Below are 26,943 nucleotides of genomic sequence, written 5' to 3' on the forward strand. Positions count from 1 at the left end.
GCTATTTGCCACGTGCGCCACCGAGCCCCTCCACCGCTTCGCGGTCCCCCTCCCCACGAAATCGTGGGGAGGAATGATGTGGCTTCTCGCGCTTAGTTCCTCCCCCGGTTTTCTGGAGGAGGGGGACCACCCGCAGGGTGATGGAGGGGCTTCTCGCACCTCAATTCCTCCCCCGGTTTTCCGGGGGAGGGGGACCACCCGCAGGGTGGTGGAGGGGCTTCTCGCGCGCCCCCTTCTACAACAACGCCACGATGTCCTTCTCGATCTGCTCGGGGGTGGTCGTCGGTGCGTAGCGCTGGACGACATTGCCTTCGCGGTCGACCAGGAACTTGGTGAAGTTCCATTTGATCGCCTTCGAGCCGAGTAGCCCGGGCGCCTCTTCCTTGAGCACCTGGAACAAAGGCGCCGCCCGGGCGCCGTTGACTTCGACCTTCGCGAAGATTGGAAAGGTCACGTCGTAGCGGGTCGCGCAGAAATCGGCGATCTCCTCGGCGGTGCCCGGCTCCTGGCCGCCGAACTCGTTGGAGGGGAAGGCGAGCACCACCAGTCCCTGGTCGGCATATTTGCGCCACAAGGTCTCGAGCCCGGCATATTGCGGCGTGAAGCCGCATTTCGAGGCGGTGTTGACGATCAGCATCACCTTGCCGCGCCAGGCGGAAAGGTCGGTTTCGCTCTCGTCAGGGGCCTTGACCTTGATGTCCGCGAGATCGCTCATGTTCACTCCTTTGCTGGCGCGGTGCGGCGCGCCGCGCCCCGCGTTGCCGTTGCCGTTGCCGCCGCCGCCGCCGTGGCGTAAACTGCCCCGCTCCGATCATGACGCTTCGAGACGGAAAATGAAACGCTCCGCGATCCTTCTGCTCCTCGTCTGCGCGGCAGCGCTTCCCGCAGCGGCGTTCGCGCAAGCCGAAGTCGGAGTCGAAGCTGATACCGAAGCATCAGGCGAGAGCGTGGAGATGCTCACCACCAAGTGGAGCCTCAACAAGCCGCGCAAGAAGAAGGCCGTGACCATGAACCAGGCGCTGCATACCGCCAACTGGCGGATCGAGCAGCCGCGCAAGAAGGCCCTCCAGACCGCCAGCGTCGCTGGCCCGGCGCTGCCGGCGGCGCGGAGCGTCAAGCTTCCGCGCCAGAAGAAGAAGCCCAAGAGCCAGCAGCGTTTGCCCAACAACCGCACCAACGCGGCGAAGGCAATCGCCAAGGTCATCCGCGAGTAGACTTGATCCGCGAAAGCAGCGCGCGAAAAGATGGGTACCGGCTTTTCGCAAACAGCAATGCGGCATCAAACATTTAGCGCAGGCTGCGAGTCCACCTCAGCGCAGCCTGCTCTTGATCGAGCGGAAAATCGGCGCTCACGATACAGCCGCGTCGATCGCGGCCTTCCTCGCCTCCGACAGCAAGCGACCGCGTCGCGCGGCATCTCGCCTCGCCAGCCGCCAAGCGGGTCCCGCGGAACGAACGCGCGCAGGCCTTGGTTGAAGCCACTGAATCGGGAGACTTAAAATGGCTGAAGCAAAGCAGGATGCGATCGCGCTTCTCAAGGCGGATCATCGCAAGGTCGAGGAATTGTTCGAGAAGTTCGAAAGCGCGAAGGGCGACGGTGCGAAGCGCAAGATCGCGCTTCAGATCTGCACCGAGCTCACCGTCCACACCGCGATCGAGGAAGAGATTTTCTACCCCGCGTGCGAGGGCAAGGTCGAGGAAGACCTCATCAAGGAAGCCTATGTCGAGCATGACGGCGCCAAGGTGCTGATGGCCGAGATCGAGGCCGGCGGGCCCGACGACGAATATTATGACGCCAAGGTCAAGGTGCTCCAGGAGCAGATCGAGCACCACGTCAAGGAGGAAGAGCAGATGCTCAAGGGCATGTTCTCCCAGGCGCGCAGGGCCGGCCTCGACATGGACGCGCTCGGCGAGCAGCTTGCCGCCCGCAAGCGGGAGCTGATGGCGACCTACAAGAAGGAAGGCCTGCCGATGCCCGAGACGACGACGCTGAACGAGGTCGAAGTCTGAAGCGAGCCGGGCCGGCCGGAGGCGGCCGACACCCATAGAACAAGGCAACCGCACAATGGCATCGAAGGAATCCTCCCTCCGACGACCATAAACTGTGGGACATCTACCCGGTCCGTTCTGTGGGGAATGTACCCGGTCTCTACCCGCGAGCAGCCCCCCCACCTAGCCTCCCCCGTCAAGGGGGAGGAATAAGGAGGTGTATCCCACGCGAGCGTGCCGGCCCGCTGCCGCAAAAGCCCTCCCCCTTCGATGGGAGAGGGTTGGGTGAGGGTGACGCGCGGCGTAAGACGACCAAGTGAAAAGCGTTCGTCCCGCCGAAGCCGTCAGCGCGCGCAGTCTGCGCCGCAATTGCACCGATGCTCGCCGGACGGCGTTCTGGCGATGATCGACACGGCGCTGCACGAGCAGCACCCCCACCTAACCTCCCCCATCAAGAATAAGGAGGGTTTATCCCGCCGATGCGGCGCACCGGGCCAGCCCAACCCCGCAAAAGCCCTCTCCCTTGCGTACCCCTAGCTCGCCGCCCCAACCGTGGCGGAGATGATCCCCGCCACCTGCGCGGCATAGCGCTTGAGCAAGGCGATCAGCTCGGGTGCGTTGATCTCCCTGGGCTCGGGATCGATCGCGCACATGGTGCCGTAGAATCTGCCGTCGTCGAGCACGATCGGCAGCGAGGCATAGCTTTCGAAGCCGTAGAGCATTGGCACCGGGTGCGTCCGCCAGTCCGGGTCGGCGCCGATATGGTCGATGATGATCGGATGGCCCGATTTGCGGATGTCGTCGCAGATCGTCTTCTTGATCTCGAGCTCGTCGCCGGGATCGAGCCCGAACTCGATCTTGTCGACGACCTGGCAGGCGATCCACCTCTCTTCCGTGACGCGCGCGACCGCGGCAAAGCCCATTCGGGTGATCCGGCAGACTTCCTCGAGGATGGCGACGATCTCGGGATCCTTGCCCTGCGCTGCGACCTCTGCCGCGAAAGCATCTTTCAAGAGATTTCCCTCCGATCCCGCCGCGGCGTCAGCTCGGCATGCGCGCCCGCGCCTGTCCCGAGCGCCTTCCGCCTGTACATCGCGGCGTTCATTCGAGCGAGCAACTATCGCGGCTGCTCTCATGGCCAGTCCGGTGCAAATCTCCGCGTCACGCAAGGCTGAACTCCCAGGCGCGAACGCTGCCCGAAACGGGTCACGAAACTGCCTCACATCGTCGGCTATGGCTTCGAGCGCGGCGCTGGTCCGATCGTCGGCGTGGCAGAAATGGCACTCGGCGCGGCGCAAGGGCGTGTCGCCGGGATTCGCGCTGGGCATCCGCGATCCGGCGGCTATACCGGTGCATCAGGAGCTTGTGGACGGCTACCCCAATGCGGCGACTGTGCCCGGGGACCGCTTATACTCCGGCGATCCGGCCAAAATGCCATGATTTGCGTGACCGCGTTCCGAGCTTCCGGACGCGCGTTCGATGACAGGAGGAAGCGATGCATAGCCCCCATGGCCGCTTCATCTGGTATGAGCTGCTGACCACCGACCCCGACGCCGCAGCGGCCTTTTACCGTGCCGTCGTCGGATGGAGCGCGCAGGGCTGCGGGCAGCCCGGCTTCGATTACCGCTACTTCCTCGCCAGCGACGGCGGCGCAGTTGCTGGCCACGCGGCGCTGCCCGCGGTTGCCGCCGAAGCGGGGATGCGGCCCGCCTGGCTCGGCTATATCGGCGTCGATGACGTCGACTCGGCGGTCGACGCGATCGCCGCCGCTGGGGGAAGCGTGCAGATGGCAGCGATGGACGTCGAGCACGTCGGCCGCATCGCGATGGTCACCGACCCGCTCGGCGCGCCATTCTACGTGATGCGCGGCGCCGGCGGGCAGGCGAGCGCCGCGTTCGATCAGGCTCTGCCCGGCCATTGCCACTGGAACGAGCTGGCGACGCTCGACCAGCAGGCCGCGCTCGATTTCTACGGCGCGCAGTTCGGCTGGACCAAGGGGGATTCGATGCCGATGGGCGAGATGGGCGACTATCAGTTTATCGAGCATGACGGCCGCACGATCGGCGCGATCATGACCCGCCCGCCCGCCGGCCCACCGCCGAGCTGGACCTTCTACTTCGGCGTCCCCGATATCGACGCCGCCGCCGCCGCGATCAACGACAATGGCGGCGCGATCATGCACGGTCCGGCGGAGATACCGGGCGGCGGGTTCATCATCGTCGCCAGCGATCCGCAGGGCGCGGGGTTCGGATTGGTGGGACCGCGGGCCGAATAGATGCACCTGGCGGAGCGCAGAAATTCAACTGCGCTCCTAATCTAACGCATCAATCCCAGCTGCTTACTCCGCCGCCACGCCAGCCCGCGTGAACATATCATCCCCCGCCGGCTCCTCGGCGACGTCGTTCGCCTTGGCCTGCTTGCGGCGGTCGAAATTGTCCCAGACCTCGTTCCAATTCCCGCGGGTCGCCGCCTTCGAATATTCGGTCGCGCGGGTTTCGAAGAAATTGGCGTGCTCGACGCCGTTCAGCAGCGGCGCGAGCCACGGCAGCGGGTGATCCTCGATCATGTAGATCGGCGAGAAGCCCAATTGCCCCAGCCGCCAGTCGGCGATGTAGCGGATGTACTTCTTGATCTCCTTTGGTGTCATGCCGGGCACCGGCCCCATCTCGAACGCGAGATCGATGAACGCGTCCTCGAGCCGCACCGTGCGCTGGCAGACGTCGAGGATCTCCTCCTTGACCGTCTTGGTCAGGCAGTCGCGTTCCTTCACGAAGGCGTGGAACAGGCGAATGATGCCGTCGCAGTGGAGGCTTTCGTCGCGCACCGACCATGACACGATCTGGCCCATGCCCTTCATCTTGTTGAAGCGCGGGAAGTTCATCAGCATCGCGAAGCTCGCGAACAATTGCAGCCCCTCGGTGAAGCCGCCGAACATCGCCAGGGTCTTGGCGATGTCCTCGTCGGTGTCGACGCCGAACGTCGCGAGATAGTCGTGCTTGTCCTTCATCTCCTTATACTGAAGGAACATGCTGTACTCGCTCTCGGGCATGCCGATCGTGTCGAGCAGATGGCTGTAGGCGGCGATGTGCACCGTCTCCATGTTGGAGAAAGCGGTCAGCATCATCTTGATCTCGGTCGGCTTGAACACGCGCGCATATTTGTCGTGGTAGCAATCCTGCACCTCGACGTCGGCCTGGGTGAAGAAGCGGAAGATCTGCGTCAGCAGATTGCGCTCATGCTCGGTCAGCTTCTGCGCCCAATCGCGGCAATCCTCGCCGAGCGGCACCTCCTCGGGCATCCAGTGGATCTGCTGCTGCCGCTTCCAATATTCGAACGCCCAGGGATATTCGAACGGCTTGTACTGCTTGCGGGCCTCGAGAAGTGACATCGTTCCGTTCCTTCACTCACTAATCAGTCTGCCGCACGGGCGGCCATAAATCCAGAACCGGGCCCCGCCCGATCAGCGCCCGATCAGCGCAGCGCATTCTCCGCGACATGGGCGAGCGCGGCGAGCGCGCCCGATGCGGCGATCACCAGCGCGAGCGTGCGGCGGTCGTACGCGCGCCGCGCCAGCATCGCGGCCTGCCCCTGCCCCTGCCCCTGACCCTGCCCTGCCGCCGCCCCCGGCGCGGCCCTAAAGCCGAGCCGCGGCGCGGCCGCGGCCAGCGCGAGGCCGGTCGCGGCGCCGAGCAGGCTGTCGAGCATCACGCTCATGCATTCGACCCGCTGCCAAGGCTCGCCGCCGCTGCCGATGCATCGCTCCGGGCGCTCGTGCGTTGGCCGTAACGAAACAGTGCAGAAGGAGCATCACCATGGCCGATACGAGCCAGATTCGCGAGCATATGGAAGTCATCGGCGCCGACGGCGCGCATGTCGGCACCGTCGACAAGGTCCAGGGCGACCGCATCAAGCTGATCAAGGCCGATTCCGGCCAGGGCAGCCACGAAGGGCACCATCACGCCATCCCGCTCGGCCTCGTCGCCACGGTCGAAGGCGATCAGGTCCGCCTCTCCGCCAATGCCGACGTCGCCGTCGAGATCTTCGAAGAGGAAGCCTGACCCGCTCGCAAGCGTAGGCGCTGCTCCCGTGGGAGCGGCGCCCTGCTGCGGGCACGCCACGGTGGGCGGCGCCAGGGTCATTGGCCAAATCACTGGCAAGCCAAACACTCGTCGTAATCGGTGGTCTCGAGCTTGATCTCCTTGAGATCAGGCGTGTTGTCGGCCTCGACGCCGCCGGCGAAGCCCGCGCGCTGCACCGACTTGGAGCGCAGATAGTAGAGCGATTTGATACCGAGCTCCCAGGCGCGATAGTGGAGCATCAGCAGATCCCATTTGTCGACGTCCGCCGGGATGAACAGGTTCAGTGACGTCGCCTGATCGATATAGGGCGTACGGTCGGCGGCGAGCTCGAGCAGCCAGCGCTGGTCGATCTCGAAGCTGGTCTTGAACGTGTCCTTCTCGTCCTGGCTCAGGAAATCGAGATGCTGGACCGATCCGCCCTGCTCGAGGATCGAGTTCCACACCGCATCGCTGTTCTTCGATTTCTCGACCAGCAGTTTCTCGAGATAGGGATTGCGGATCGAGAAGCTGCCCGACAGCGTCTTGTGTGTATAGACGTTGCCCGGGATCGGCTCGATGCACGCCGAAGTGCCGCCGCAGATGATGCTGATCGACGCGGTCGGCGCGATCGCCATCTTGCACGAGAAACGCTCCATCACCCCCTGGTCGGCGGCGTCGGGGCACGGCCCGCGCTCGTGCGCGAGCATCATCGAGGCTTCGTTGACCTGCGCCGAGATGTGCTTGAAGACCTTGAGGTTCCAGCTCTTGGCCATCGCCCCTTCGAACGGGATGTTGCGCGCCTGGAGGAAGCTGTGGAAGCCCATCACGCCGAGGCCGACGGAGCGCTCGCGGGTCGCCGAATATTTGGCGCGCGCCATCTCGTCGGGCGCGCGGTCGATATAGTCGGTCAGCACGTTGTCGAGGAAGCGCATCACGTCCTCGACGAACATCTTCTCGCCGTGCCACTGGTCCCAGGTCTCGAGGTTCAGTGACGACAGGCAGCAGACCGCGGTGCGGTCCTGGCCATTCTGGTCGCGGCCGGTCGGAAGCGTGATCTCCGAGCACAGGTTCGAGGTCGAGACCTTCAAGCCGACGTCGCGCTGGAACTTAGGCATGTTGCGGTTCACCGCGTCGATGAACACGATATAGGGCTCGCCGGTCGCGAGCCGGGTCTCGACCAATTTCTGGAACAGGCTGCGCGCATCGACCGTCGCCCGCGCCGAGCCGTCCTTGGGCGAACGCAGCACCCATTCGTCGCCGGTGCGCACCGCTTCCATGAACGCATCGGTGACGAGCACGCCGTGGTGGAGGTTCAGCGCCTTGCGGTTGAAGTCGCCCGAAGGCTTGCGGATCTCGAGGAACTCCTCGATCTCGGGGTGCGAGACGTCGAGATAGCAGGCCGCCGAGCCGCGGCGCAGCGAGCCCTGGCTGATCGCCAGGGTGAGGCTGTCCATCACGCGCACGAACGGGATGATGCCGCTGGTCTTGCCGTTGAGCCCGACCGCCTCGCCGATGCCGCGGACATTGCCCCAATAAGTGCCGATGCCGCCGCCGCGCGAGGCCAGCCAGACGTTCTCGTTCCAGGTGTTGACGATGCCTTCGAGGCTGTCGTCGACGCTGTTGAGATAGCAGGAGATCGGCAGGCCCCTGCCGGTGCCGCCGTTCGACAGCACCGGCGTCGCCGGCATGAACCACAATTTCGAGATGTAATCGTAGATGCGCTGCGCATGCGCGGCATCGTCGGCATAAGCCGACGCGACTCGGACGAACAGATCCTGGTACGATTCGCCCGGCAGCAGATAGCGGTCCTTGAGCGTCTCGCGGCCGAAGTCGGTCAGCAAGTCGTCGCGGCTGTGATCGACCTCGACCGGATAGGGAAGCGGCGTGACCGACTTGGAATCGCGCTTGCCGGCCTTCGCCGGGCTCTTCGCAGCGCTGATCGTGCCGATGCTCACGTCACCCGATCCTGGGCCTGATCCCGTTTCGCTGCTGCCAGAAAGGTCCATCGCTTCATCCCCTGTTCTTGTTCCGTTCGCATGAAGCACCCATAGCCCCAGCGGGCGTGCGGTCCAAGTCTGCGGGCTCGCTTTTGCGGCCTTGTCCCCGATATCCACAGGACGACCGCCTTGACTTATGGAACATGGGGATTAACCCCCCTATCCACAACGCCTAGCGTTGCCCCCATCGCATCGCCACAACCAATTGTGCCCGAACTGCGTGGGGATGCAAGACCGTAAATGCCGTCTTGACCACTCCATTCGTCGCATTGGCGGTTTTCCGCGGGTGTGGAGTCGACGCGCGGAGCGGCCCGTTCGTTCCTTCGCGGGATTTCCTGGGGAGGAAGTTCCGACCGGTGGAGGTCGCCTTCTTTCCTCCCCACGATTTCGTGGGGAGGGGGACCGCGTAGCGGTGGAGGGGCGCTCTTCCTGCCAACTATCTGCTACTGACCGACGATGCCCGTTAGTTCGTCACCTTCGCCCAAGCCCGCCGCCTGCGCCGCACAATGACGGCACCGGAGATCACCCTCTGGAACCTGCTTCGCCAGCGCCCGGAGGGCTTCAAATTCCGCCGCCAGCACCCGCTCGGCCCCTATATCCTCGACTTCTACTGCGCCTCGACCGGCCTCGCGATCGAGGTCGACCGCATCGCCCATGACATGGGCCAGAACCCCGCACGTGACGAGGTGCGCGACCGATGGCTCGCCGCCCGCCACGTCAAGGCACTACGGTTCCCAGCGGCTGACGTTCAGAACGATCTGGATGCCGTCGGCCGGCTCATCCTCTCGGAATGTGAAGCAAGACGCCCCTCCACCCCTACGCGGTTCCCCTCCCCTGCAAAAGCAGGGGAGGAATAGGAGGGACCTTCCTTCCTCCCCACGATTTCGTGGGGAGGGGGACCGCGAAGCGGTGGAGGGGCGTACTTCGAACTAATCCGGCTGATTCAGCTCAAGAAGCCTCAGGCGCTGAGCTTGGCCAGCGTGCCGGTGACCAGCTCGCTGGCGCGTTCGTAGCTCATTGGGCGGCCGAACAGATAGCCCTGGATCTGGTGGCAGCCGAGATCGCGCATGCGGGTGAAATCGTCGGCGGTCTCGACGCCTTCGGCGGTGACGGTCATGCGGAAGCTCTTGGCGAGGCTGACGATCGACTGGATGATCGCGACCGTCTCGCGGCTGTGAGCCGCCTCGCGCACGAAGCTGCCGTCGATCTTCAATTTGTGGAACACCGCCTTGTTGAGATAGCCGAGCGACGAATAGCCGGTGCCAAAATCGTCGAGCGCGATGCCGACGCCGAGCGCGCGCAGCCGCTTGAGGACATCGAGCGCGCCGTCCGATTCGCCGAGGAACACGCTTTCGGTCACCTCGAGCTCGAGCCGGTTGGCCTGGACCTTGTGGCGCGACAGCGCTTCGCTGACCGCATTGGGCAGCGCCGGATAGACGAGCTGGCGCGCGGAGACGTTGAGCGCGACGCTGATCGGCTCCGGCCAGCTCGCGACCGCGCGGCAGGCCTCCTCGATCACCCATTCGCCCAAATGCATGATCAGCCCGGTCTCTTCGGCGAGCGGGATGAAATCGAGCGGCGAAACGATGCCGCGGGTGGGATGATGCCAGCGGATCAGCGCCTCGAAGCCCATCAGGCTCTGGTCCTGGGCGTTGATCAGCGGCTGATAGTCGAGCCGGAACTGCTTCAGCATCATCGCGTGGCGCAGATCCTGCTCGAGCCGCAGCCGGTCCTCGGCCTCGCTTTGCATGTCGGCGCTGAAATAGCAGCAGGTGCCGCGGCCCTGCGCCTTGGCCTCGTAGAGCGCGAGATCGGCCTTCTGGATCAGATCATCGACGCTCTGGCCGTCGATCGGCCCGAACGCGCAGCCGATCGAGACGCCGATGCGGATCTCGATCTTGTCGATCAGATAGGGCTCGGCGACCGAGGCGATCAGCCGCCGCGCGAGATCCTCGATCGACTTGCGGCTCTGGCCGTCGCGGATGACGATCGCGAACTCGTCGCCGCCCATCCGGCCGACATGGCCGGTGTCGCCGACCTCCTTGACCAGCCGTTGCGCGACGCTCTTGAGCACGGCGTCGCCCTTGGGATGGCCGAACGTGTCGTTGACCGGCTTGAAGCCGTCGAGATCGAGAAACATGATCGCGCAGGGGACATTCGACGATTGCGCGTTCGACAGCGCCTCGCCGAGCAATTGGCGGACCCTGCCGCGGTTGGGCAGGCCCGAGAGCACGTCCATGTTGGCGAGATTGGTCAGGCGCTCCTGCGTCTTCCTCACCTCGGTGACGTCCGAACCGACGCCGCGGAAGCCCTGGAATTGGCCGGACATGTCGATGATCGGATCGCCGGCCAGGCTGATCCAGCGCGTGCCGCGGCGGGTGCGCAGCTCCATCTCGAGATTGGCGAACGGCTGGCGCTCGAGCAATGTCCTGCCGAGCACCGAGTTGCCGCCGAGCGAGGCGGGGAGCGAATGGCCGATCAGCTGGCTCGTCGAGCGGCCGAGCAGGGCGGTCATTCGCGACGAAATATAGACGACCCGATTCTCCGAATCGACCTGCCACAGCCACCCGACGCCGCGATGCTCATATTCCTTGAGCAGCAGCCGCACCGATTCGGCGTGCGAGCGGACGGTCGACATCGACCGCAGCTGGGCATAGATCCAGCGGCTAACGCCGTTGACGCCGGCGATCGCGACGCTCGCGACGGCGATGATGGTGAAGCCGAGCTTGGGCTCGAGCGCGCTGGTCCCGGCCATGTAGCCGGCGCACAAAGCGCCGGTGATCGTCACGATCCAGGCAATTGCGGCGGCCGGCACCGCCGCGAGCGCGATGCCGGCGATGATCATCGCCGCCATCGCGCCGCCAATCACGATCTGGACGTCGTTGGCCTGGGTGGCGAAGGCGTAGGTCGGCAGCGAGGCCCACAGGCCGGCAAGCAGGATCGCCTCGCCGATGGCGCGCAGGCGCGAATAAGGTTCGGGCGTGCGGTGCGCCTGGAAAGCGGCGTTGACCGCGCGACGCCAGCCCAAATAATTGGAACCGCCGACGACCAACACCCAGCCACCGAGCAGGGCGGGATTGGTGCGGTCGAACAAGGCCCAGGCGACCAGCAAGGTCGTCGCGATGCCGGCGACCGCGAGATAGGGTGCGAACAAGGCGCGCGCCTCGGCTTGCGCATTGCGCAGATGCTCGTCACGCAATTCCTTGTTGCCGACCTCGTGACCGGCCTCGTCCTCACGAGTTTCGATCGCCACGCCTTCGGGAGGAGCATTCACGGAAACAGGGGCGTGATACATCGACGTCCAATACTGATCTGGCAGGCAAGCTCTCCTAGCCAAAGAGACTTGATGGTTGGTTAAAAGCGCGTCGATTAAGCATCGCGGCTCGCCGGATGCTCGTCGGCGCGACGCTGTCAGGTCGGTTAAAGCCCGGGCTCGGGCACGGCCTGCGATGCGGCGCGCTCGTCGCTCGGAAAGTGGCTGTTTTCGCCGGATTCCGCCCGCCCCGTCGCGAGCTGCACCAGGCCTTCGGCGGCGAGCCCCACCGCCGTCCCGGCCGCAACGTCAGAGGGATAATGGGCGCAGCGCGGGATCTGGGCGAGCGCGATCACCCCGGCGGCCGCATAAGCGGCGCGGCGATGCTCGGGATAATCGCGGGCGAACGCGCGCGCGACCGCCACCGCGCCGGCGGTGTGGCCGGAGGGAAAGCTGGTCTCCTCCTTCGCCTGGTTGTGCCCCGGCTCCATCTTGTAGCGTCCCTCCTCGACCAGCACGTGCGGGCGGGTGCGGTCGACGCGGTGCTTGATGTAATTCTTGGTGGCGGTGGCGATGACGTGCGCGGCGATCATCCGCGCCCCCGCCCGAAGCATCCGCCGGTCGCCGCGGACCAGGCCGGCGCCGAGCACCGCCGACGAGATGGCGAGCATCGGCGGCTGGTCGCCCAACTTGCCGATCGCCGAGAGCGCGCGCACCGGCCAGCTTTCCTGATACGGCGCGACCGCCTTGGTCACGGTCGTATCGGCTTGTTCGAGGGCGGTGGCGTTCTTGGCGGCAGCGGGGACCTTGCGCGGCCCGTTCTTTTTATCGGTCATGGCAGGAGAACGGGTGTCGCTCCGGGAAGTTGCGGGGTCTTGCCGATGACCACAGGCTCCGGATGCTTCGCCTCACGCCGCAACCCTCTAGGCTCCGCACACCTCCTCCAATTCGTCGAAGCGCCGGCGCATGTCCTCGGGCCCGTCGAACAGGCAGCGCACGCCCGCCGCCCGCAACTGCTCATCGGCAAAGCCGCCGGAGCGGAAGCCGATCGCGGCGATGCCGAGCTTGCCGGCGGCTTCGGCGTCGTACGGCGTGTCGCCGACCACCCTCGCATCGGCGGCGCCGAGCGGTGCGACCTTGGCGAGCGCGGCGGCGAAGATGTCCGGGTCGGGCTTGGAATGTGCGACATCGTCCTTCGAGGTCGCCGCCGCGATCAGATCTGCGACGCCAAGCAGGTCGATATGGTGATCGAGCTCGGGCTTCTTCGCCGACGTCGCGAGCACGATCCGCGCACCCGCCGCTTTGATATGCTCGAACAACGGCCGCACGCCCGCAAACGGCCGGACCAGCGGGAGATAGTCGCGCTGGAACAAGGCCGAGCGATACGCCTCGATCTCCCTCTGGCGGCGCTCGACCAGCTCGGGCGGGAGCAAGGCCGGAATCAGATTGTCGCCGCCCTTGCCGATCTGGCCGCGCACCCGTTCGAACGGGATGTCGATTCCGAAATGAAGAAAGGCCTCGCGCCATGCGGCGGCATGAAGATCGTTGCTGTCGACCAGGGTGCCGTCGACGTCGAACAGGAACGCGCGGATCATCGGCCGGTCGGCGCGCTCGGCTGCGCGGGCGGGAGCGTCGCCGGCGCGGCGGTCGCGCTCGGGCTCGGCGTGTCGGAAGGGTTGCGCATCATCGCCCAGGCGACGAGCAGGCCGACCACGACCAGCAGCAGGAACAGCATCAGCAGCGCCGATCCGCCGCCGGGTCGCCTGGGCTCCCTGGGCTCGTCCATCCCGCACCTCTCATCGCCGTCATCGGCTGCAACGGCCGGCCGCCGGGCGCGTTCCTCCGTCGATTATCGGCATGACCGCGGCCATCCGCCTCACGGAACTTCGCCAACGGTGTCGGCGACAAAGGCTTCGCGCCTGCCCATTGGCCGCGCCGGCCCCTTGGTCGTGTCCTCCTCGGTCTGGCGCTCGATCTCGCCGTTGAGCTCGGCGCCGAACAACAGAATGTAAGCGGAAAGGTAAAGCCACATCAGCAGCCCGACGACCGCGCCGAGGGCGCCGTAGGTCGCGTCATAATGGGCGACATTGGCGCTGTAGAGGCCGAAGCCGAAGGTCATCGCGATCCACGCCGCGGTCGCGATGATCGATCCCGGGGTCAGCCAACGCCATTTCGCCGAGTAGCGATCGGGCCCGCAGCGGTAGAGGATCGCGATGCCGGCGCTCGCCACCGCCGCCGCCGCTGCCCAGAACAGCAGGCGGACGATCAGCAGGATCGCCGCGGGGGCGGTCGGATAAAGGCTGTCGAGCAGGGCGAGCGAGCCGATCGCCGCGAACGCGACGATTGCGATTGCTATTGTCCCGACGGTGATCGCGAGCGCGAGCATTGTCCTCGCGAGAAAGCCGCGCTCGTCCACCTCGTCATAGGCGATGTTGAGCGCGACCAGGATCGCGCTAGCGCCGCGCATCGCGCCATAGAGGGCGATCGCCAGCGAGAACAGCAGTCCAAGACCGGTCTTGCCGGCCGATTGCGCGCTCAGCTGGAGCAATTGATCGGCCACGAGGCGCGCGGCATCGGGAGGAAGCAGCGAGAAGGCCGCACGCGCATGGGCGGTGACGCTGGCGGGATCGGCGACGAGGCCATAAGTCAGCACCAGCGCCCCGAGCATCGGCACCAGCGCCAGAAAAGCGTAGAAAGCGACACCCGCCGCGATCATTTCGATATTGTCGCTGGCCGCCTCGCGCCAGGCCCTGATCGCAATGTCGCGCCAGCCGCGCAGCGGTATCTCGGTGGGGCTCTCGGCATCGCGCCCCCGACGATCATCGCTCGCCTTTTCATCCGATCGCGCCATCACGCGATAACGAACCGGGACGCGGGAGATCCTGAGGCTAAAGAATTATTTCTGCCGCTCGCAGGATCCTGTCGCGTGCCGGTGGGCGACCGCGGCAGGGCCGTTAACGGAGAGTCGCCGCCTTCATCTCGCGGATGAAGCCCACCATCTCGCGCTCGGCGGCGGCGGGGTCGCCGAGATTGGCGGCGATGCGGCTGACGATCGCCGAGCCGGAGATCACTCCCGCGGCGCCGGCTGCGAGGGCCGAACGGACATGCTCGGGCTTGGAGATGCCGAAGCCGAGGATCGGCGGCGGCGCGCCGAGCCGCTGCAACGTCCCGAACAGGCCGCGGTGGTCGAGGGCGAGGCTTTCGTCGGCGCCAGTCACGCCGGCGCGCGCGACGCAATAAGTATAGCCAGCCCCCAAGTTGGCGAGCTTTTCGAGCACGCTCTCGGGCGTGTTCGGCGCCGCGATCAGCACCGGCGCGACCTTGCCCGCGCGCGCCGCGGCGACGAATGGCTCCGCCTCGAACACCGGCACGTCGGCGATCAGCAGGCTGTCGAGCCCGACTTGGGCCGACGCACCGTAAAAGGCGCCTTCGCCGCGCGCGACGACGATGTTGGCGTAGGTGAGGATGCCGACCGGGACGTCGGGAAAGGCCGCGCGGAACTCGCCGATCAATGCGAAGCAATCGGCCGGGGTGACACCTGCCGCGAGCGCACGCTCGGCGGCGGCCTGGATCACCGGCCCGTCGGCGACAGGATCGGAAAAGGGAATGCCGACCTCGAGCATGTCGGCACCGGCCTCGGCCGCGGCGCGCAGCAGCCTCGCACTGGTCTCCAGATCGGGATCGCCGAGCATCAGGAAGGCGCCGAACGCGCCTTCGCCGCGCGCGCGCAGCCGCTCGAACATCGCATCGTAGCGAGTCGCCACCGGTCCGCCGGTCACGCGAGATTCATCATGCGGCTGGCCTGCTCCATGTCCTTGTCGCCGCGCCCCGACAGGTTGACGATCAACGTCAGTGCGCGCCCTTCCGCTTCGGCCTCGCGCGCCATCACCAGCGCGTGCGCCAGCGCATGCGCGCTTTCGAACGCCGGGATGATGCCCTCCGAGCGGGCGAGCGCGGTGAACGCCTCGAGCGCGGCGGTGTCGGTCGCGCCGACATAATCGGCACGGCCGCTGTCCTTCAGCCATGCATGTTCGGGACCGACGCCGGGATAATCGAGCCCGGCCGAGACCGACCAGGTGTCGGTGATCTGCCCATCGTCGTCCTGCAGCAGATAGGTCGACGCGCCGTGGATGATGCCGGGGCGCCCGCGCAGCAGGCTCGCGCCATGCTCGTGGCCGTCGAGCCCCTTGCCCGCCGCCTCGACTCCGATCAGCCGCACATCCTTGTCCTCGACGAAGTCGGCAAACGCGCCAATCGCATTCGAGCCGCCGCCGACGCAGGCGATCACCGCGTCGGGGAGCGCGCCGGTCTCCTCGATGATCTGGGCGCGCGCCTCGCGGCCGATCACCCGCTGGAAATCGCGGACCATCGTCGGGAAAGGATGCGGGCCAGCCGCGGTACCGAGCAGATAATGGGTGGTCGCGAAGCTTCCGGCCCAGTCGCGCAGCGCCTCGTTGACGGCGTCCTTGAGGGTCTGGCCGCCGCTCGTCACCGGCGTGACCTCGGCGCCCATTAGGCGCATCCGGAAGACGTTGAGCTTTTGCCGCTCGACGTCATGGGCACCCATGTAGATGCGCGTCTCGAAGCCGAGCAATGCGCCGACGATCGCGGTCGCGACGCCATGCTGGCCGGCACCGGTCTCGGCGATCAGCCGCGTCTTGCCCATCTTCCTGGCGAGCAAGCCCTGGCCGAGCACCTGGTTGGTCTTGTGCGCCCCGCCGTGGAGCAGATCCTCGCGCTTGAGATAAATCCGCACCGGAGGCTTGGAGAGGTTGCGGCACAAGGTGAGCGGCGTCGGCCGGCCGGCATATTTGGTGAGCAGCTCGTTGAGCTCGGTGTTGAATTCCTCGTCGGATCCGGCGGCGACGAACGCCGCCTCGAGCTGCTCGAGCGCCGGCATCAAGATCTCGGGCACATAGGCACCGCCGAAATCGCCGAAACGGCCGCGGCTCAACATCCTCTTTCTCCCCGGCGCCGTACTTCATCCCCGGCCCGCCTTTCGTCGCGGACCGGCAGCCGCAGCGCTTCGAACAATGCGGCGAGCTTCTCGGCCGATTTGACCCCGGGCGAATCCTCGACGCCCGAATTGACGTCGAGCCCCCACGCGCCGAGCTGCGTGGCGGCGTCGACATTGTCCGGGCCGAGCCCGCCGGCGAGCAGCCCCTCGGCGAGATCGGGTCGCCCGCTCACCGCGCCCCAGTCGAAGCTTTGCCCGGTGCCGCCGGAGCGTCCGCCGACCGACGTATCGAACAGCGGCCGATCGCCCGGCGCGCCGGCCGCCGTATCGCCGCGCTGCGAAACGCCGACCGCGGTCCAGATCTCGCATCCGTCCGGCAGGCTCTGGCGCAGCGCCTCGATCTCGCTCTCGTTGCGCGCGCCGTGGAGCTGGACCGCAACCAGGCCGAACCGCACTGCGGCAGCGGCGATGTCGTCGACCGATGCGTCGCGGAACACGCCGACCAGCGGGAAAGCCTGCTCGCCGGCGCGCGCCGCGATCGCGCCTGCGACAGCGTCGGAAACCGCACGCGGGCTGTCGGGGGCGAAAATCATGCCTCCGAGGCTCGCGCCCGCGGCCCGCGCCTGCTCGAGATCGGCCGGCGAGGTCAGGCCGCAGACCTTGACCCTGCCAAAAGCGAGCCGGCGGGCGGCGCCGGCGATATCGTCCTCGGCCATCAGTGACGATCCGACCAGGAAGGCGTCGGCGAAAGGCGCCAGCCGCTCGACGTCGGCCCGGCTCCTGATGCCCGATTCGGCAATCACGAGCGGGCCAGGCGGCACCAATGGCGCGAGCCGCTCGGTGACCGCGAGATCGGTTTCGAGGCTCTTCAGATCGCGGTTGTTGATGCCGATGATCTTGGCGCCAAGCGCCAGCGCGCGTGCGAGCTCCGCCTCGTCGTGCACCTCGACGATCGCGCCCATCGCGAAGCGCTCTGCCTCGGCGAGGCAGGCGGCCGCCTGCTCGTCGCCGAGCACCGACAGCATCACCAGCACCGCATCGGCGCCTTGCGTGCGCGCCTCGGGTATCTGGCGGACGTCGACGGTGAAGTCCTTGCACAATATCGGCCCGTCGAACGTCGCGCGCACCGCGCGCAGATCGGCGAACGAGCCGCGGAAATAGGGCGTGTCGGTGAGCACGCTGACCGCATCGGCGACGTCGGCATAGGCGCGCGCGACCACGTCCGGCTCATGCCCCGCCGAGGCGCCGCGCGACGGCGAGGTCCGCTTCATCTCCATGATGAAGCGCGCGCCCGGCCGCGCGAGCGCCGCCGCCAGGCTGCGCTCGGTCGGTTCGGCACGCGCACGCAGCCACTCGAGGCTCTGCCCTTCGAGCCGCTCGGCGACGTCCTTGCGCTTGCGCGCGACGATCTCGCCGAGGACTCCGCCCGGCTCAACCACGGCTGGCGGCCACGAAAGCATCGAGCCGGGCCAACGCGCGCCCATCGCCAAGCGCGGCCAGCGCCGCCTCGGTGCCTGCGCGCAGATCGTCGGCAAGCCCCGCCGTCATCAGCAGCGCGCCGGTGTTGATCGCGACCATGCCGCGCTCGGTCTCGCTGCCGCGGCCGGCAAGCACGGCCTGAAGGCGCCGCGCATTCTCCTCCGGGTCTCCGCCGGTCAGCGGCTCGATCGCAGCGCGCCGCAGCCCCGCCTGCTCGGGCGTGATCGTGATCGCCTCGACCTTGCCGTCCTGGACGCGCATCGCCGCGGTCTCGGCATGAAGCGCGATCTCGTCGAGCCCGGCGCCGTGCACGACCAGCGCGCGGCCGCAGCCGAGATTCTGCAAGGTCCGGGCGATCGGCTCGATCAGGGTTGGGTCGGCGACACCGACGAGCTGCACCGGCGGCGCCGAGGGATTGAGGCACGGGCCGAGCATGTTGAAGATCGTCCGCACGCGAAGCGCGCGCCGCACCGGCCCTGCATGGCGCATGCCGGGGTGGTATTGCGGCGCGAACAGGAAGCACACGCCCGACGCGTCGAGCACGCGCCGCGCTTCGGCCGGGGGCAAGTCGATCCGCGCGCCGAGCCGTTCGAGCACGTCGGCCGATCCGCAGCGCGAGGTGAACGAGCGGTTGCCGTGCTTGACCACCGGCAGGCCGCAGGCAGCGGCGACGAACGCGGCCGCGGTCGAGACGTTGATCGTCCCGGAGCGGTCGCCTCCGGTTCCACAGGTATCGGCGAACAATATGTCCGGGCGTGGAAACGGCTCGGCGGCGGCGCGCAACGCCCGCGCAGCGCCGATCAGCTCGGCTGCCGATTCGCCCTTCGCCTTGAGCGCCACCAGAAAGCCGGCGAGCTGCATCTCCTCGAGCGTGCCGTCGACGATCGCGGCGAACAGCGCCTCCGCCTGATCGACGTCGAGGTCCTCGCCGGCGCAGAGACGATCGATCGCCTCCTCGACCGCCGGGGGCGCTTTTTCTTCAGCTTCGCTGTCAGTGGTGGGGTTCATGATCGAATGTCTCGCAACCAAAAAAAGGCCCGCTCGGTGGGCGGGCCTTCCGGGAGTTCGCTCCTCGCTTTCGCGGGAGCGGGTCAGCTCAGCAGGGCACGCCGTCAATGTCCGCGCACCACCGCCAGCGCCGCGATCGGCAGGCGGGCACGCGCCCGCACGCGGTGCGGGAAAGGCCAAAGCCAAATGGAGTGGGACCGGTTGCGATCATGCCAGCCTCATTGCGCCCGGCGGGCAAAAGGTCAAGCGTGGCCGCTCACAGCGACGTGCCGGCATCGAAGGCAAAAGTCGGAAAAAAGGGCGCCCCGGCCGTTCGTCCGGGACGCCCATCAAGGGGAATGAGCTTCTTCAGCTGAACCAATAACGATGCGCCCCGCAAATCGTTTCGGCGTTCATCGCCCGTAAGGGTCGATCCACCGCTTGCTTGCCGATGTCCGCGCGCCCACGTTATACCCAAGCGAAGGAATAGAGGATTGGCGATTGTCGGCGTGCGAGTGGCGCGCGGACGCAGCGGTGCAGCCGCCGCGGAAGATGACAGGAACGAAATGATCTCCCAAAAAACCCGTTATGCGCTGCGCGCGCTTCTGTATCTCGTCGAGCGGGGCAAGGGCGCACCGGTGCAGATCGGATCGATCGCCGAGACCCAGCAGGTGCCGCGCAAGTACCTCGAGCTGATCATGCTCGAGCTCAAGAAAGCCGGTATCGTCACCAGCGTGCGCGGCCCGGCCGGCGGCTATCGGCTTGCGCGCCGTCCCGAGGATATTTCGTTCGGCGAGGTGATCCGCACGCTCGAGGGGCCGATCGCGCTCGTCCCCTGCGCCAGCGTCAATTTCTACGCGCGTTGCGGCGACTGCCACGACGAGGAGACGTGCGCGATTCGCAAGGTGATGATGATCGTCAGGGACACCAGCGCGCAGATTCTCGAAGGCACCAGCCTGGCCGCTGCGGCGGGTTTCGAGGAGGCGGGTGAGACGGCGAACGGTGCAGTTTCAGCGACGAGTTGAGTGAAATACCTGTTCCCTACTAGTGTACTAGTGTTTAGCTTCACGGTCACTCAACGGGAGGGTCTCTCAATGAACAGTATAAAGAAGCTCGTGGCTGCTGCGCTGCTGTCCGCAAGCGTCGTTTTGCCGGCGGCCGCGCCCGCTCCGGCGCAATTGCTCAACGTCTCCTACGATCCGACCCGCGAGCTTTACCGAGCCGTCAACGAACGCTTCGCGCAGCGCTGGAAGGCGCAGTCGGGGCAGAATGTGACCATCCGGCAAAGTCACGGCGGCTCCGGCAAGCAGGCGCGCTCGGTGATCGACGGCTTGCAGGCCGACGTCGTCACGCTGGCGCTCGCCTACGACATCGACGAGATTGCGGCGCGCGGCAAATCGATCGCGCCGGACTGGCAGGCGCGCCTGCCGAACAACAGCTCGCCTTATTATTCGACGATCGTGTTCCTCGTCCGCAAGGGCAATCCCAAGAAGATCACCGACTGGGACGATCTCATCCGGCCGGACGTGAAGGTGATCACCCCCAATCCGAAAACCAGCGGCGGCGCACGGTGGAACTATCTCGCGGCCTGGGGCTATGCGGTCCGCAAGTTCGGCGGTGACACGACCAAGGCCCGCGAGTTCATGGTCCGCCTGTTCCGCAACGTGCCGGTGCTCGACAGCGGCGCGCGCGGCTCGACGACGACCTTCGTCCAGCGCGGCCAGGGCGACGTGCTGATCGCGTGGGAAAATGAGGCGTTCCTCGCGGTCAACCAGCTCGGCCGCGGCAAGTTCGACATCGTCGCGCCGCCGCTCTCGATCCTCGCCGAGCCGCCGGTGGCGGTGGTCGACAAGGTCGTCGACAAGAAGGGCACCCGCAAGGTCGCCGAGGCGTATCTCAAATATCTCTACACCCCGGAGGCGCAGGAGATTGTCGCGGCCAATTACTACCGTCCGCGCAACCCGCAGGTGGCGGCCAAGTACAAGAGCCGATTTCCGAACCTCAGGCTGATGACGATCGGAAACTTCGGCGGCTGGGCGAAGGCGCAGTCCACCCATTTCAACGACGGCAGCCTGTTCGACCAGATCTTCGAAGCTGCAAAACGCTGAATCCCCTCACGCTGACTCCCTAGCCAGCGCTCCTGGAGGTCCGGTCACGGACCGGACCTCCGCTTTTATTCGAATGGAGAGATAACATGCGTCTCCTGCTCGCCGCGGGCGTCTCCCTGCTCGCGCTCGTCTCGGCGCCGGCGCTTGCCCAATCGCTCGAGGCCTCTTCCGATCGCACCGATGCCGGCGACGCGCCGGTCGGCGGCACGATCGACACGCTCGTCGAGGACGATGCTCCCGCGCCGGCAGCAGCGCCCGCGCCAACCGGGGATCCGGTGCTCGACCGGCTCGCCGCGCTCGAAGCCAAGGTCTCGCAGCTCGAGAAGCGCAACGGCGAGCTCGAGCAGCAGGCCCAGTTCAACCAGAGCCGGCTCGAGACTGTCGAGACCCGCGCCGCGAAGAACGTGCAATTCAGCTGGGGCCCGACGTTCGCCGAGCCGACCGGCAACTTCACCTTCAAGCCTCGCGGCGTGATCGAAGCCGATTATGCCGCATTCCTCGAGCGCGCCGGCGGCTACGACTATAACAATGGCACCGGCTTCCGCCGCGCCCGGATCGGCCTCGAGGGCACGGCGCTCAAGAAGTTCAACTATCGCATCGAGGTCGATTTCGCTGGCAACGCGGTCAGCCTCACCGACGCCTATCTCCAATATGTGGTGAGCCCGCGCTTCCTGGTCACCGCCGGCCAGCACAAGGCGCCGTTCGGCCTCGAATCGAACAACAGCGACAATTACAACGTCTTCCTCGAGCGCGGCATGTTCACCAACGCGTTCGGCAATGCCGGCGCCGAACGGCGCATCGGCGTCTCGCTCGGCTATGTCAGCGACACGCTCAACGCCACCGTGGGCCTGTTCGGCGACAATGAAAGCATCAGCCGCTCGACCACCACCGCGCTTATCAACACGCCCGACGAAAGCTGGGGCGTCAACGGCCGCGTCACCTGGGAGCCGGTGTTCGACACCGGCAAGATCGTCCACCTCGGCGCATCGGGCTTCTATCGCACCTCGCTCAAATCCGGGGACACACCAGACGCGGTGAGGCTCAGCGATCGCCCCAACATCCGCATCGACAACGGCAATATCGCCGATTCGGGCGTGATCACCAGCGTCGACACGTTGCGCTACCTTGGCGGCGAGGCCACCGGCGTGTTTGGGCCACTCACCGTCGCCGGCGAATATGGCCGCCTGTGGCTCGATCGCCCGTCGCTGCAGAACGAGGCGTTCGACGGCTATTACGCCTATGTCACCTGGTTCATCACCGGCGAGACCCGGCCGTTCAGGAACGGCAATTTCGATCGCGTGAAGCCGTTCACCACCTTCGGCCAGGATGGGCTCGGCGCGTTCGAACTGGCGCTGCGCTACGACCATCTGTCGCTTGCCGACACCCCCGTGATTGCGCGCGCCGGGAACAAGGCGCAGAGCTGGACGCTTGGGCTCAACTGGTATTTGACCGCCAACGCCAAGCTGCTGTTCAACTGGGTTCGTTTCAGCGGCGACAACACTCCGCTTGATCCGGTCGGCAGCAAGACGAAGGGGGACGCATTGGCAACTCGTCTTCACCTGGACTTCTGATGGCGACACTCGCATCTTCTGCAAGCCCGCCGCATCGGAAGAGAAAGTCCAAAGCCCGGTCGTCGATGCCGGGCTTTGGCCTGTCTATGGGCCTGACCCTGCTGTGGTTGTCGGTGATCGTGCTGATCCCGCTGAGCGCCGTGTTCATCCGCAGCGCCGGCGAAGGCTGGGAAAGCTTCTGGGCTTCCGCGGCGTCCGAGCGGGCGATCGCCGCCTATCGCGTGAGCTTCGGCACGGCCTTCATTGCCGGCGCGATCAACAGCGTCTTCGGCCTGCTCGTCGCCTGGGTACTGGTGCGCTACGATTTCCCGTTCAAGCGGCTGGTGAACGCCCTGGTCGATCTGCCGTTCGCGCTGCCGACCGCGGTCGCCGGCATTGCGCTCACCGCGCTCTACGCAGACACCGGGTGGGTCGGGAAGCTGCTCCCGGCGGGGCTGCCGATCGCCTATCATCTGCCCGGCATCGTCATTGCCCTGACCTTCATCGGCCTGCCGTTCGTCGTCCGCACGGTCGAGCCTGTGCTGGCGCAAATGGGCAAGGAGTCCGAGGAGGCGGCGGCGACGCTCGGCGCCACTCGTCTGCAGACCTTCACCAGGGTGATCTTTCCAACGATCGCGCCGGCGCTCGCGACCGGCTTCAGCCTCGCATTCGCGCGCGGCATCGGCGAATATGGGTCGGTGATCTTCATCGCCGGCAACATGCCGTTCCGCACCGAGATCGCGCCGTTGCTGATCATCACCCAGCTCGAGCAATATGATTACGCGGGCGCCACCGCGATCGCCGCGGTGATGCTGATCGCCTCGTTCTTCATGCTCCTGCTGCTCAACGTGCTGCAGGGCTGGCAGCGCCGGAGGGTGGCAATATGAAGTTCCGTTCGCCCTTGCAGGAGGGGGCGCTTGTCCGCACGCTCCTGATTCTCGCCGCCCTCGCCTATCTTCTGCTGATCCTGCTGCTGCCGCTGGTGGCGGTGTTCGTCGAAGCGTTCCGCGCTGGCTTGCCGGGATGGCTCGAGGCGGTGGCGGAGCCCGATGCACGTGCCGCGATCAAGCTGACCTTGCTGGTCGCGGCGATCGCCGTGCCGCTCAACATCGCATTCGGCATCGCCGCCTCGTGGGCGATCACCAAGCATGATTTCCGCGGCAAGGAGCTGCTGATCACCCTTATAGACCTTCCGTTCTCGGTCTCGCCGGTCGTGTCGGGTCTGATCTACGTCCTGCTTTTCGGCGCGCACGGCTGGTTCGGCACCTGGCTGCAGGAGCGCGATATCGAGATCATCTTCGCGCTTCCCGGCATCCTGCTGGCGACGGTGTTCGTGACCTTCCCGTTCGTCGCCCGCGAGCTCATTCCGCTGATGACCGCGCAAGGCCGCACCGACGAGGAGGCGGCGCTGTCGCTCGGCGCGAGCGGCTGGCAGACCTTCTGGAACGTGACCTTGCCGAACATACGCTGGGGCCTGCTCTACGGCGTGCTGCTCTGCAACGCGCGGGCGATGGGCGAATTCGGCGCGGTGTCGGTCGTGTCCGGGCACATCCGCGGCGAGACCAACACGATGCCGCTGCACGTCGAGGTGCTCTACAACGAATATAATTTCGTTGCCGCCTTCGCCGTCGCCTCGCTGCTCGCGATGCTCGCCCTCGTCACGCTGGTTCTCAAGACTTTTCTCGAATGGCGCCATCGCGATGCGATCGCCGCGATGGGGCACTGATCCATGGCTATCACTGTTGAAAACGTGTCGAAGGAATTCGGCGCCTACCCGGCGCTGCGATCGGTGTCGCTGTCGATCCTCGACGGCGAGTTCGTCGCGCTGCTTGGCCCGTCGGGGTCAGGCAAGACGACATTGCTGCGGATCATCGCCGGGCTCGATTATGCCGATCAGGGCCAAGTCTATTTCGGCTCGCAGGACGTCAGCCGCGTGCCCGCGTCCGAACGCGGGATCGGCTTCGTGTTCCAGCATTATGCGCTGTTCGGGCATATGACGGTGGCGAAGAACATCGCGTTCGGCCTCAAGGTGATGAACCGTCGCAGCCGGCCGTCCAAGGCGGATATCGACGCGCGAGTCGAGGAATTGCTCGACCTGGTCCAGCTGACCGGGCTCGGCACACGCTATCCGGCGCAGCTTTCGGGCGGGCAAAGGCAGCGTGTCGCGCTCGCCCGCGCGCTCGCCCGACAGCCCGAGATATTGCTGCTCGACGAGCCGTTCGGCGCGCTCGATGCCAAGGTCCGGCGCGAGCTGCGCGGCGCGTTGCGCGACATCCAGCGCCGGATCGGGGTGACCTCGATCTTCGTCACCCACGACCGCGACGAGGCGTTCGCTTTGTCCGACAGGGTCGCGATCCTCAACGCCGGCGTGATCGAGCAATTCGCGCCGCCCGCCGATATCCAGGAACGTCCGCAGAGCGCGTTCGTCCGCACGTTCATCAGCGACTGAACGCGCAGCCGGGACGCGACACAGCCGCAATACGGCTAGCCCCGGGGACGGCGCTTACTGCATAATCCCTGCGCGGCTCAGATCTTGAAGGCGGAAGCCCCGCTCCTCGGCGCGCCGGGCTTGGCTGCGGTCGGCTTTTCGGGCTTGATCCGCGGCGGCGGGCGGCGCTCGGCGCGCGCGGCCGCTTCGGCGCCGTGGGTGGAAAGCTTGACGTAGACGCTGTGCGCGCGCCGCAACCGGCTGCGCTCGGCCTCGGTGGTCGCTTCGGCGAGCTGAGCAAGCGCCTCGGCGGCCTTCGTCTGATATTCCTCGGCCTTCGTCATCGATCGGTTCCTTTACGGCAGAACCGAACCGTGGGCGCTTTGGCGCTTGCGCGCAATCGAATTCGCCCCCGCCCAGCCTCTGCGCGGGCGCCGCCGGGAAGGCATCCCGCGGCGCACGATATCCTAGGTCAAGCCACGCGAAGGCGCTTAAGAGAAGGCGTCGTAGGTCAGCTTGAGGCCGACCAGCAGCATCAGGATATAGATCGCCGTGTAGAAACGCTCGGCCGAGACCGATTTCACCAGCCGCACGCCGGCGAAGGTGGAGAGGATCGCGACCGGCATCAGCAATGCGGCCGCGAGCATGTTGGGTGTGGTGAACTGCCCGAGCGCGAGATAGGCGGGCACCTTGATCCAATTGACCGCGCCGAAGAAGAGCGCGGTGGTCCCGACCAGCACGTCGCGCGGCAGGCGGCGCGGCATCACCCACATCTGATAGGGCGGCCCGCCCGCGTGTGCTATCTGGCTGGTGAAGCCTGCCGCGGCGCCGAACAGCGCGCCGACCCAGACCGGCGAGTTGGAAGCCGCGACCAGCCGGCCGCCGCGCTCGAGCCACAGGCGGTGCAGCGCGAACAGGATCGAGAGGATTCCGACCGCGCCAAGCACGACGTCGCCCGAGACCTGCGCGGCGAACAGATAGCCAAGGAAGATGCCGGCCGCTGCGCCGGGGATCATGACCTTGAGCACCGTCCCGTCCCAGTCGCGCCGAAACGCCCAGATGCCGACCGCATCCTGCACGATCAGGATCGGCAGCAGGATCGCGGCGGCCGCGAGCGGCGAGATCGCCAGCGCGAGCATCGGCATCGAGATGTTGCCGACGCCGACGAAGCCGCCCTTGGAGAGCCCGAGCAGGATCACCGCGGGAATGGCTACCGCGTAGAACAACGGGTCGGTGAGCATCTAGCTGTCCCCGTCCATTGAGGGGAAGCGAAGGCAATGGCGCAAACGATCACCTGGGCGTGAGGATCGACGGCCCCCTCAGTGGCCGCAAGCGCAGCGCGACGCCACCGGAAATTTGCCGCGATTCCTCACGGCACCCGAAGCTGGCCCGATTGCGATTAATGCCGGTCTGCGAGAAGCCGAGTCAGGCCTCTCGCTCACGCGGCAGAATGGGAAGATTTTCCGCCCGGTCAGTCGCGATAGCGGTCGTCGTAATAGCGATCGTCGTAGCGCCGATCATCGTAGCGCCGATCGTCATAGCGCTCGTCGTAGTAACGATCGTCCCGGTCCGAGGCGATCGCAGCGCCGAGCGCGACGCCGATGATGCCCGCGCCGAGCACCAGCGCGGCGTCGTCATTATAATGGCCGTAGTGATAATAGCCGGGGTAGCCGTACACGCCGCGATAGCCATAAGAGCCACCGTAACCGCGATAACCCCGGTGACCGCGATAGCCGCGGTTCCAGTGACCACCATAGCCGCGATGATTGCGGTAGCCGTGCGAGCTGCCATGGCCGCCGCGATGATTGCTGTAGCCGCCGCGATGCCCCCCTGAGCGCGCTTCGGCCGGCACCGCCGCGATCAGCGCGCCGCTCATCGCGAGCGTGCCCACGGCTTTCATCAAGAATGACTTCATCGCTCTCTCCCCACGCTGGCCTGCCGGGCCGGTAAGACTGCCGCGGGTTTACAGGCGGCAGCCGTTGCCGAACTTTCCACCGCCAATATGAACGCAGCCCGAACGAGGCGCCTCCGCCGCAAATAAATGCTTTACAATCGGTCGGTTGAAGCGCGGGATCGGCGCACCGGCCGATCCCGCGCTTTCCCGCTCAGCGGCAACGCCCGCCCCTTCCCGCTCAGC

General features: G+C 66.4%; 28 protein-coding genes. 11 read left to right on the top strand and 17 right to left on the bottom strand.

Going from position 1 to position 26,943, the window contains the following annotated elements; translation table 11 throughout:
• Window positions 1-235: 235 nt before the first annotated feature.
• Window positions 236-715, bottom strand: coding sequence for a glutathione peroxidase (locus V6M48_RS06445; RefSeq protein ID WP_332811709.1), 480 nt, complete (start codon window positions 713-715; stop codon window positions 236-238).
• 118 nt (window positions 716-833) lie between these two features.
• On the opposite strand from V6M48_RS06445, the gene V6M48_RS06450 reads away from it, so the two are divergent.
• Both V6M48_RS06450 and V6M48_RS06455 read left to right on the top strand, forming a co-directional pair.
• On the top strand, window positions 834-1,214 hold the full coding sequence (locus V6M48_RS06450; RefSeq protein ID WP_332811710.1) for a hypothetical protein: 381 nt from the start codon (window positions 834-836) through the stop codon (window positions 1,212-1,214).
• Window positions 1,215-1,500: 286 nt separating this feature from the next.
• Entirely contained in the window at window positions 1,501-2,010 is a 510-nt protein-coding gene (locus V6M48_RS06455) for a hemerythrin domain-containing protein (RefSeq protein WP_332811711.1), read from the top strand.
• Between the two features lie 512 nt (window positions 2,011-2,522).
• Here the strand turns inward: V6M48_RS06455 and V6M48_RS06460 are convergent.
• On the bottom strand, window positions 2,523-3,002 hold the full coding sequence (locus tag V6M48_RS06460) for a GAF domain-containing protein (protein WP_332811712.1): 480 nt from the start codon (window positions 3,000-3,002) through the stop codon (window positions 2,523-2,525).
• Between the two features lie 482 nt (window positions 3,003-3,484).
• On the opposite strand from V6M48_RS06460, the gene V6M48_RS06465 reads away from it, so the two are divergent.
• Window positions 3,485-4,264 carry a VOC family protein gene (locus V6M48_RS06465; protein WP_332811713.1) on the top strand — a complete coding sequence of 260 codons (780 nt, stop codon included), beginning with the start codon at window positions 3,485-3,487 and terminating at the stop codon, window positions 4,262-4,264.
• A gap of 63 nt (window positions 4,265-4,327) precedes the next feature.
• On the opposite strand, the gene V6M48_RS06470 is transcribed toward V6M48_RS06465, so the two are convergent.
• Together V6M48_RS06470 and V6M48_RS06475 are read right to left on the bottom strand one after the other, a co-directional pair.
• Window positions 4,328-5,377, bottom strand: coding sequence for a ribonucleotide-diphosphate reductase subunit beta (locus V6M48_RS06470; protein ID WP_332811714.1), 1,050 nt, complete (start codon window positions 5,375-5,377; stop codon window positions 4,328-4,330).
• Between the two features lie 83 nt (window positions 5,378-5,460).
• The gene (locus V6M48_RS06475; RefSeq protein WP_332811715.1) at window positions 5,461-5,703 is read right to left on the bottom strand and encodes a hypothetical protein; all 243 of its coding nucleotides are present in this window, start codon (window positions 5,701-5,703) and stop codon (window positions 5,461-5,463) included.
• Between the two features lie 98 nt (window positions 5,704-5,801).
• Between V6M48_RS06475 and V6M48_RS06480 the strand changes: the two genes are divergently transcribed.
• Window positions 5,802-6,047 carry a DUF2171 domain-containing protein gene (locus V6M48_RS06480; protein ID WP_332811716.1) on the top strand — a complete coding sequence of 82 codons (246 nt, stop codon included), beginning with the start codon at window positions 5,802-5,804 and terminating at the stop codon, window positions 6,045-6,047.
• An 89-nt stretch (window positions 6,048-6,136) separates the two neighbouring features.
• Here the strand turns inward: V6M48_RS06480 and V6M48_RS06485 are convergent, their stop codons facing one another.
• Window positions 6,137-8,053, bottom strand: a complete 1,917-nt coding sequence (locus tag V6M48_RS06485) for a ribonucleoside-diphosphate reductase subunit alpha (RefSeq protein ID WP_332811717.1) — start codon at window positions 8,051-8,053, stop codon at window positions 6,137-6,139.
• A gap of 497 nt (window positions 8,054-8,550) precedes the next feature.
• Between V6M48_RS06485 and V6M48_RS06490 the strand changes: the two genes are divergently transcribed.
• Window positions 8,551-8,901 (top strand): endonuclease domain-containing protein, encoded by a 351-nt coding sequence (locus V6M48_RS06490; RefSeq protein WP_443019055.1) that lies wholly within the window; start codon window positions 8,551-8,553, stop codon window positions 8,899-8,901.
• A 101-nt stretch (window positions 8,902-9,002) separates the two neighbouring features.
• Here V6M48_RS06490 and V6M48_RS06495 read toward each other — a convergent pair whose 3' ends face one another.
• The 9 genes from V6M48_RS06495 to trpD all read right to left on the bottom strand — a co-directional run bounded on the left by V6M48_RS06495 (window position 9,003) and on the right by trpD (window position 18,741).
• Complete coding sequence (locus V6M48_RS06495) at window positions 9,003-11,297, bottom strand: putative bifunctional diguanylate cyclase/phosphodiesterase (protein ID WP_332811718.1); 2,295 nt, start codon at window positions 11,295-11,297, stop codon at window positions 9,003-9,005.
• Between the two features lie 167 nt (window positions 11,298-11,464).
• Window positions 11,465-12,133 carry a phosphatase PAP2 family protein gene (locus V6M48_RS06500; protein WP_332811719.1) on the bottom strand — a complete coding sequence of 223 codons (669 nt, stop codon included), beginning with the start codon at window positions 12,131-12,133 and terminating at the stop codon, window positions 11,465-11,467.
• An 87-nt stretch (window positions 12,134-12,220) separates the two neighbouring features.
• Window positions 12,221-12,892, bottom strand: coding sequence for an HAD family hydrolase (locus V6M48_RS06505; protein ID WP_332811720.1), 672 nt, complete (start codon window positions 12,890-12,892; stop codon window positions 12,221-12,223).
• On the bottom strand, window positions 12,889-13,083 hold the full coding sequence (locus V6M48_RS06510; protein ID WP_332811721.1) for a hypothetical protein: 195 nt from the start codon (window positions 13,081-13,083) through the stop codon (window positions 12,889-12,891). The genes V6M48_RS06505 and V6M48_RS06510 overlap by 4 nt, the downstream gene beginning before the upstream one ends.
• A 90-nt stretch (window positions 13,084-13,173) precedes the next feature.
• Window positions 13,174-14,148, bottom strand: a complete 975-nt coding sequence (locus V6M48_RS06515; protein ID WP_332811722.1) for a YihY/virulence factor BrkB family protein — start codon at window positions 14,146-14,148, stop codon at window positions 13,174-13,176.
• A gap of 103 nt (window positions 14,149-14,251) precedes the next feature.
• The gene (gene trpA / locus V6M48_RS06520; protein WP_332811723.1) at window positions 14,252-15,076 is read right to left on the bottom strand and encodes a tryptophan synthase subunit alpha; all 825 of its coding nucleotides are present in this window, start codon (window positions 15,074-15,076) and stop codon (window positions 14,252-14,254) included.
• The gene (gene trpB, locus V6M48_RS06525) at window positions 15,073-16,254 is read right to left on the bottom strand and encodes a tryptophan synthase subunit beta (protein WP_332811724.1); all 1,182 of its coding nucleotides are present in this window, start codon (window positions 16,252-16,254) and stop codon (window positions 15,073-15,075) included. Before trpB ends, trpA begins: the two co-directional genes overlap by 4 nt.
• The gene (trpCF, locus tag V6M48_RS06530; protein WP_332811725.1) at window positions 16,248-17,714 is read right to left on the bottom strand and encodes a bifunctional indole-3-glycerol-phosphate synthase TrpC/phosphoribosylanthranilate isomerase TrpF; all 1,467 of its coding nucleotides are present in this window, start codon (window positions 17,712-17,714) and stop codon (window positions 16,248-16,250) included. The genes trpB and trpCF overlap by 7 nt, the downstream gene beginning before the upstream one ends.
• Window positions 17,686-18,741 (bottom strand): anthranilate phosphoribosyltransferase, encoded by a 1,056-nt coding sequence (gene trpD / locus V6M48_RS06535; RefSeq protein ID WP_332811726.1) that lies wholly within the window; start codon window positions 18,739-18,741, stop codon window positions 17,686-17,688. Before trpD ends, trpCF begins: the two co-directional genes overlap by 29 nt.
• A 545-nt stretch (window positions 18,742-19,286) precedes the next feature.
• Between trpD and V6M48_RS06540 the strand changes: the two genes are divergently transcribed.
• From V6M48_RS06540 to V6M48_RS06565, 6 genes are all read left to right on the top strand, one after another.
• Complete coding sequence (locus tag V6M48_RS06540) at window positions 19,287-19,745, top strand: RrF2 family transcriptional regulator (RefSeq protein WP_332811727.1); 459 nt, start codon at window positions 19,287-19,289, stop codon at window positions 19,743-19,745.
• 69 nt (window positions 19,746-19,814) lie between these two features.
• Window positions 19,815-20,828 carry a sulfate ABC transporter substrate-binding protein gene (locus tag V6M48_RS06545; protein WP_332811728.1) on the top strand — a complete coding sequence of 338 codons (1,014 nt, stop codon included), beginning with the start codon at window positions 19,815-19,817 and terminating at the stop codon, window positions 20,826-20,828.
• An 86-nt stretch (window positions 20,829-20,914) separates the two neighbouring features.
• The gene (locus V6M48_RS06550; protein ID WP_332811729.1) at window positions 20,915-22,399 is read left to right on the top strand and encodes an OprO/OprP family phosphate-selective porin; all 1,485 of its coding nucleotides are present in this window, start codon (window positions 20,915-20,917) and stop codon (window positions 22,397-22,399) included.
• A 65-nt stretch (window positions 22,400-22,464) separates the two neighbouring features.
• Complete coding sequence (gene cysT, locus V6M48_RS06555) at window positions 22,465-23,265, top strand: sulfate ABC transporter permease subunit CysT (RefSeq protein ID WP_332811730.1); 801 nt, start codon at window positions 22,465-22,467, stop codon at window positions 23,263-23,265.
• Complete coding sequence (gene cysW / locus V6M48_RS06560; protein ID WP_332811731.1) at window positions 23,262-24,104, top strand: sulfate ABC transporter permease subunit CysW; 843 nt, start codon at window positions 23,262-23,264, stop codon at window positions 24,102-24,104. Before cysT ends, cysW begins: the two co-directional genes overlap by 4 nt.
• A gap of 3 nt (window positions 24,105-24,107) precedes the next feature.
• Window positions 24,108-24,827 (top strand): sulfate/molybdate ABC transporter ATP-binding protein, encoded by a 720-nt coding sequence (locus tag V6M48_RS06565; RefSeq protein ID WP_332811732.1) that lies wholly within the window; start codon window positions 24,108-24,110, stop codon window positions 24,825-24,827.
• Between the two features lie 77 nt (window positions 24,828-24,904).
• Here the strand turns inward: V6M48_RS06565 and V6M48_RS06570 are convergent, their stop codons facing one another.
• From V6M48_RS06570 to V6M48_RS06580, 3 genes are all read right to left on the bottom strand, one after another.
• Window positions 24,905-25,150 carry a hypothetical protein gene (locus V6M48_RS06570; RefSeq protein ID WP_332811733.1) on the bottom strand — a complete coding sequence of 82 codons (246 nt, stop codon included), beginning with the start codon at window positions 25,148-25,150 and terminating at the stop codon, window positions 24,905-24,907.
• Between the two features lie 147 nt (window positions 25,151-25,297).
• Entirely contained in the window at window positions 25,298-26,047 is a 750-nt protein-coding gene (locus V6M48_RS06575) for a sulfite exporter TauE/SafE family protein (RefSeq protein ID WP_332811734.1), read from the bottom strand.
• A 230-nt stretch (window positions 26,048-26,277) separates the two neighbouring features.
• On the bottom strand, window positions 26,278-26,721 hold the full coding sequence (locus V6M48_RS06580; RefSeq protein WP_332811735.1) for a hypothetical protein: 444 nt from the start codon (window positions 26,719-26,721) through the stop codon (window positions 26,278-26,280).
• Window positions 26,722-26,943 lie beyond the last annotated feature (222 nt).

The organism is Sphingomonas sp., from assembly GCF_036677245.1.
Lineage (GTDB): Bacteria > Pseudomonadota > Alphaproteobacteria > Sphingomonadales > Sphingomonadaceae > Allosphingosinicella.

Bases quoted from the DNA above. Each gene is read 5' to 3' on its own strand.
- V6M48_RS06445 (WP_332811709.1), bottom strand. From the start codon at position 715: ATGAGCGATCTCGCGGACATCAAGGTCAAGGCCCCTGACGAGAGCGAA.
- V6M48_RS06450 (WP_332811710.1), top strand. From the start codon at position 834: ATGAAACGCTCCGCGATCCTTCTGCTCCTCGTCTGCGCGGCAGCGCTT.
- V6M48_RS06455 (WP_332811711.1), top strand. From the start codon at position 1,501: ATGGCTGAAGCAAAGCAGGATGCGATCGCGCTTCTCAAGGCGGATCAT.
- V6M48_RS06465 (WP_332811713.1), top strand. From the start codon at position 3,485: ATGCATAGCCCCCATGGCCGCTTCATCTGGTATGAGCTGCTGACCACC.
- V6M48_RS06470 (WP_332811714.1), bottom strand. From the start codon at position 5,377: ATGTCACTTCTCGAGGCCCGCAAGCAGTACAAGCCGTTCGAATATCCC.
- V6M48_RS06475 (WP_332811715.1), bottom strand. From the start codon at position 5,703: ATGAGCGTGATGCTCGACAGCCTGCTCGGCGCCGCGACCGGCCTCGCG.
- V6M48_RS06480 (WP_332811716.1), top strand. From the start codon at position 5,802: ATGGCCGATACGAGCCAGATTCGCGAGCATATGGAAGTCATCGGCGCC.
- V6M48_RS06485 (WP_332811717.1), bottom strand. From the start codon at position 8,053: ATGGACCTTTCTGGCAGCAGCGAAACGGGATCAGGCCCAGGATCGGGT.
- V6M48_RS06490 (WP_443019055.1), top strand. From the start codon at position 8,551: ATGACGGCACCGGAGATCACCCTCTGGAACCTGCTTCGCCAGCGCCCG.
- V6M48_RS06500 (WP_332811719.1), bottom strand. From the start codon at position 12,133: ATGACCGATAAAAAGAACGGGCCGCGCAAGGTCCCCGCTGCCGCCAAG.
- V6M48_RS06505 (WP_332811720.1), bottom strand. From the start codon at position 12,892: ATGATCCGCGCGTTCCTGTTCGACGTCGACGGCACCCTGGTCGACAGC.
- V6M48_RS06510 (WP_332811721.1), bottom strand. From the start codon at position 13,083: ATGGACGAGCCCAGGGAGCCCAGGCGACCCGGCGGCGGATCGGCGCTG.
- V6M48_RS06515 (WP_332811722.1), bottom strand. From the start codon at position 14,148: ATGGCGCGATCGGATGAAAAGGCGAGCGATGATCGTCGGGGGCGCGAT.
- trpB (WP_332811724.1), bottom strand. From the start codon at position 16,254: ATGTTGAGCCGCGGCCGTTTCGGCGATTTCGGCGGTGCCTATGTGCCC.
- trpCF (WP_332811725.1), bottom strand. From the start codon at position 17,714: ATGCTTTCGTGGCCGCCAGCCGTGGTTGAGCCGGGCGGAGTCCTCGGC.
- trpD (WP_332811726.1), bottom strand. From the start codon at position 18,741: ATGAACCCCACCACTGACAGCGAAGCTGAAGAAAAAGCGCCCCCGGCG.
- V6M48_RS06540 (WP_332811727.1), top strand. From the start codon at position 19,287: ATGATCTCCCAAAAAACCCGTTATGCGCTGCGCGCGCTTCTGTATCTC.
- V6M48_RS06545 (WP_332811728.1), top strand. From the start codon at position 19,815: ATGAACAGTATAAAGAAGCTCGTGGCTGCTGCGCTGCTGTCCGCAAGC.
- V6M48_RS06550 (WP_332811729.1), top strand. From the start codon at position 20,915: ATGCGTCTCCTGCTCGCCGCGGGCGTCTCCCTGCTCGCGCTCGTCTCG.
- cysT (WP_332811730.1), top strand. From the start codon at position 22,465: ATGCCGGGCTTTGGCCTGTCTATGGGCCTGACCCTGCTGTGGTTGTCG.
- cysW (WP_332811731.1), top strand. From the start codon at position 23,262: ATGAAGTTCCGTTCGCCCTTGCAGGAGGGGGCGCTTGTCCGCACGCTC.
- V6M48_RS06565 (WP_332811732.1), top strand. From the start codon at position 24,108: ATGGCTATCACTGTTGAAAACGTGTCGAAGGAATTCGGCGCCTACCCG.
- V6M48_RS06570 (WP_332811733.1), bottom strand. From the start codon at position 25,150: ATGACGAAGGCCGAGGAATATCAGACGAAGGCCGCCGAGGCGCTTGCT.
- V6M48_RS06575 (WP_332811734.1), bottom strand. From the start codon at position 26,047: ATGCTCACCGACCCGTTGTTCTACGCGGTAGCCATTCCCGCGGTGATC.
- V6M48_RS06580 (WP_332811735.1), bottom strand. From the start codon at position 26,721: ATGAAGTCATTCTTGATGAAAGCCGTGGGCACGCTCGCGATGAGCGGC.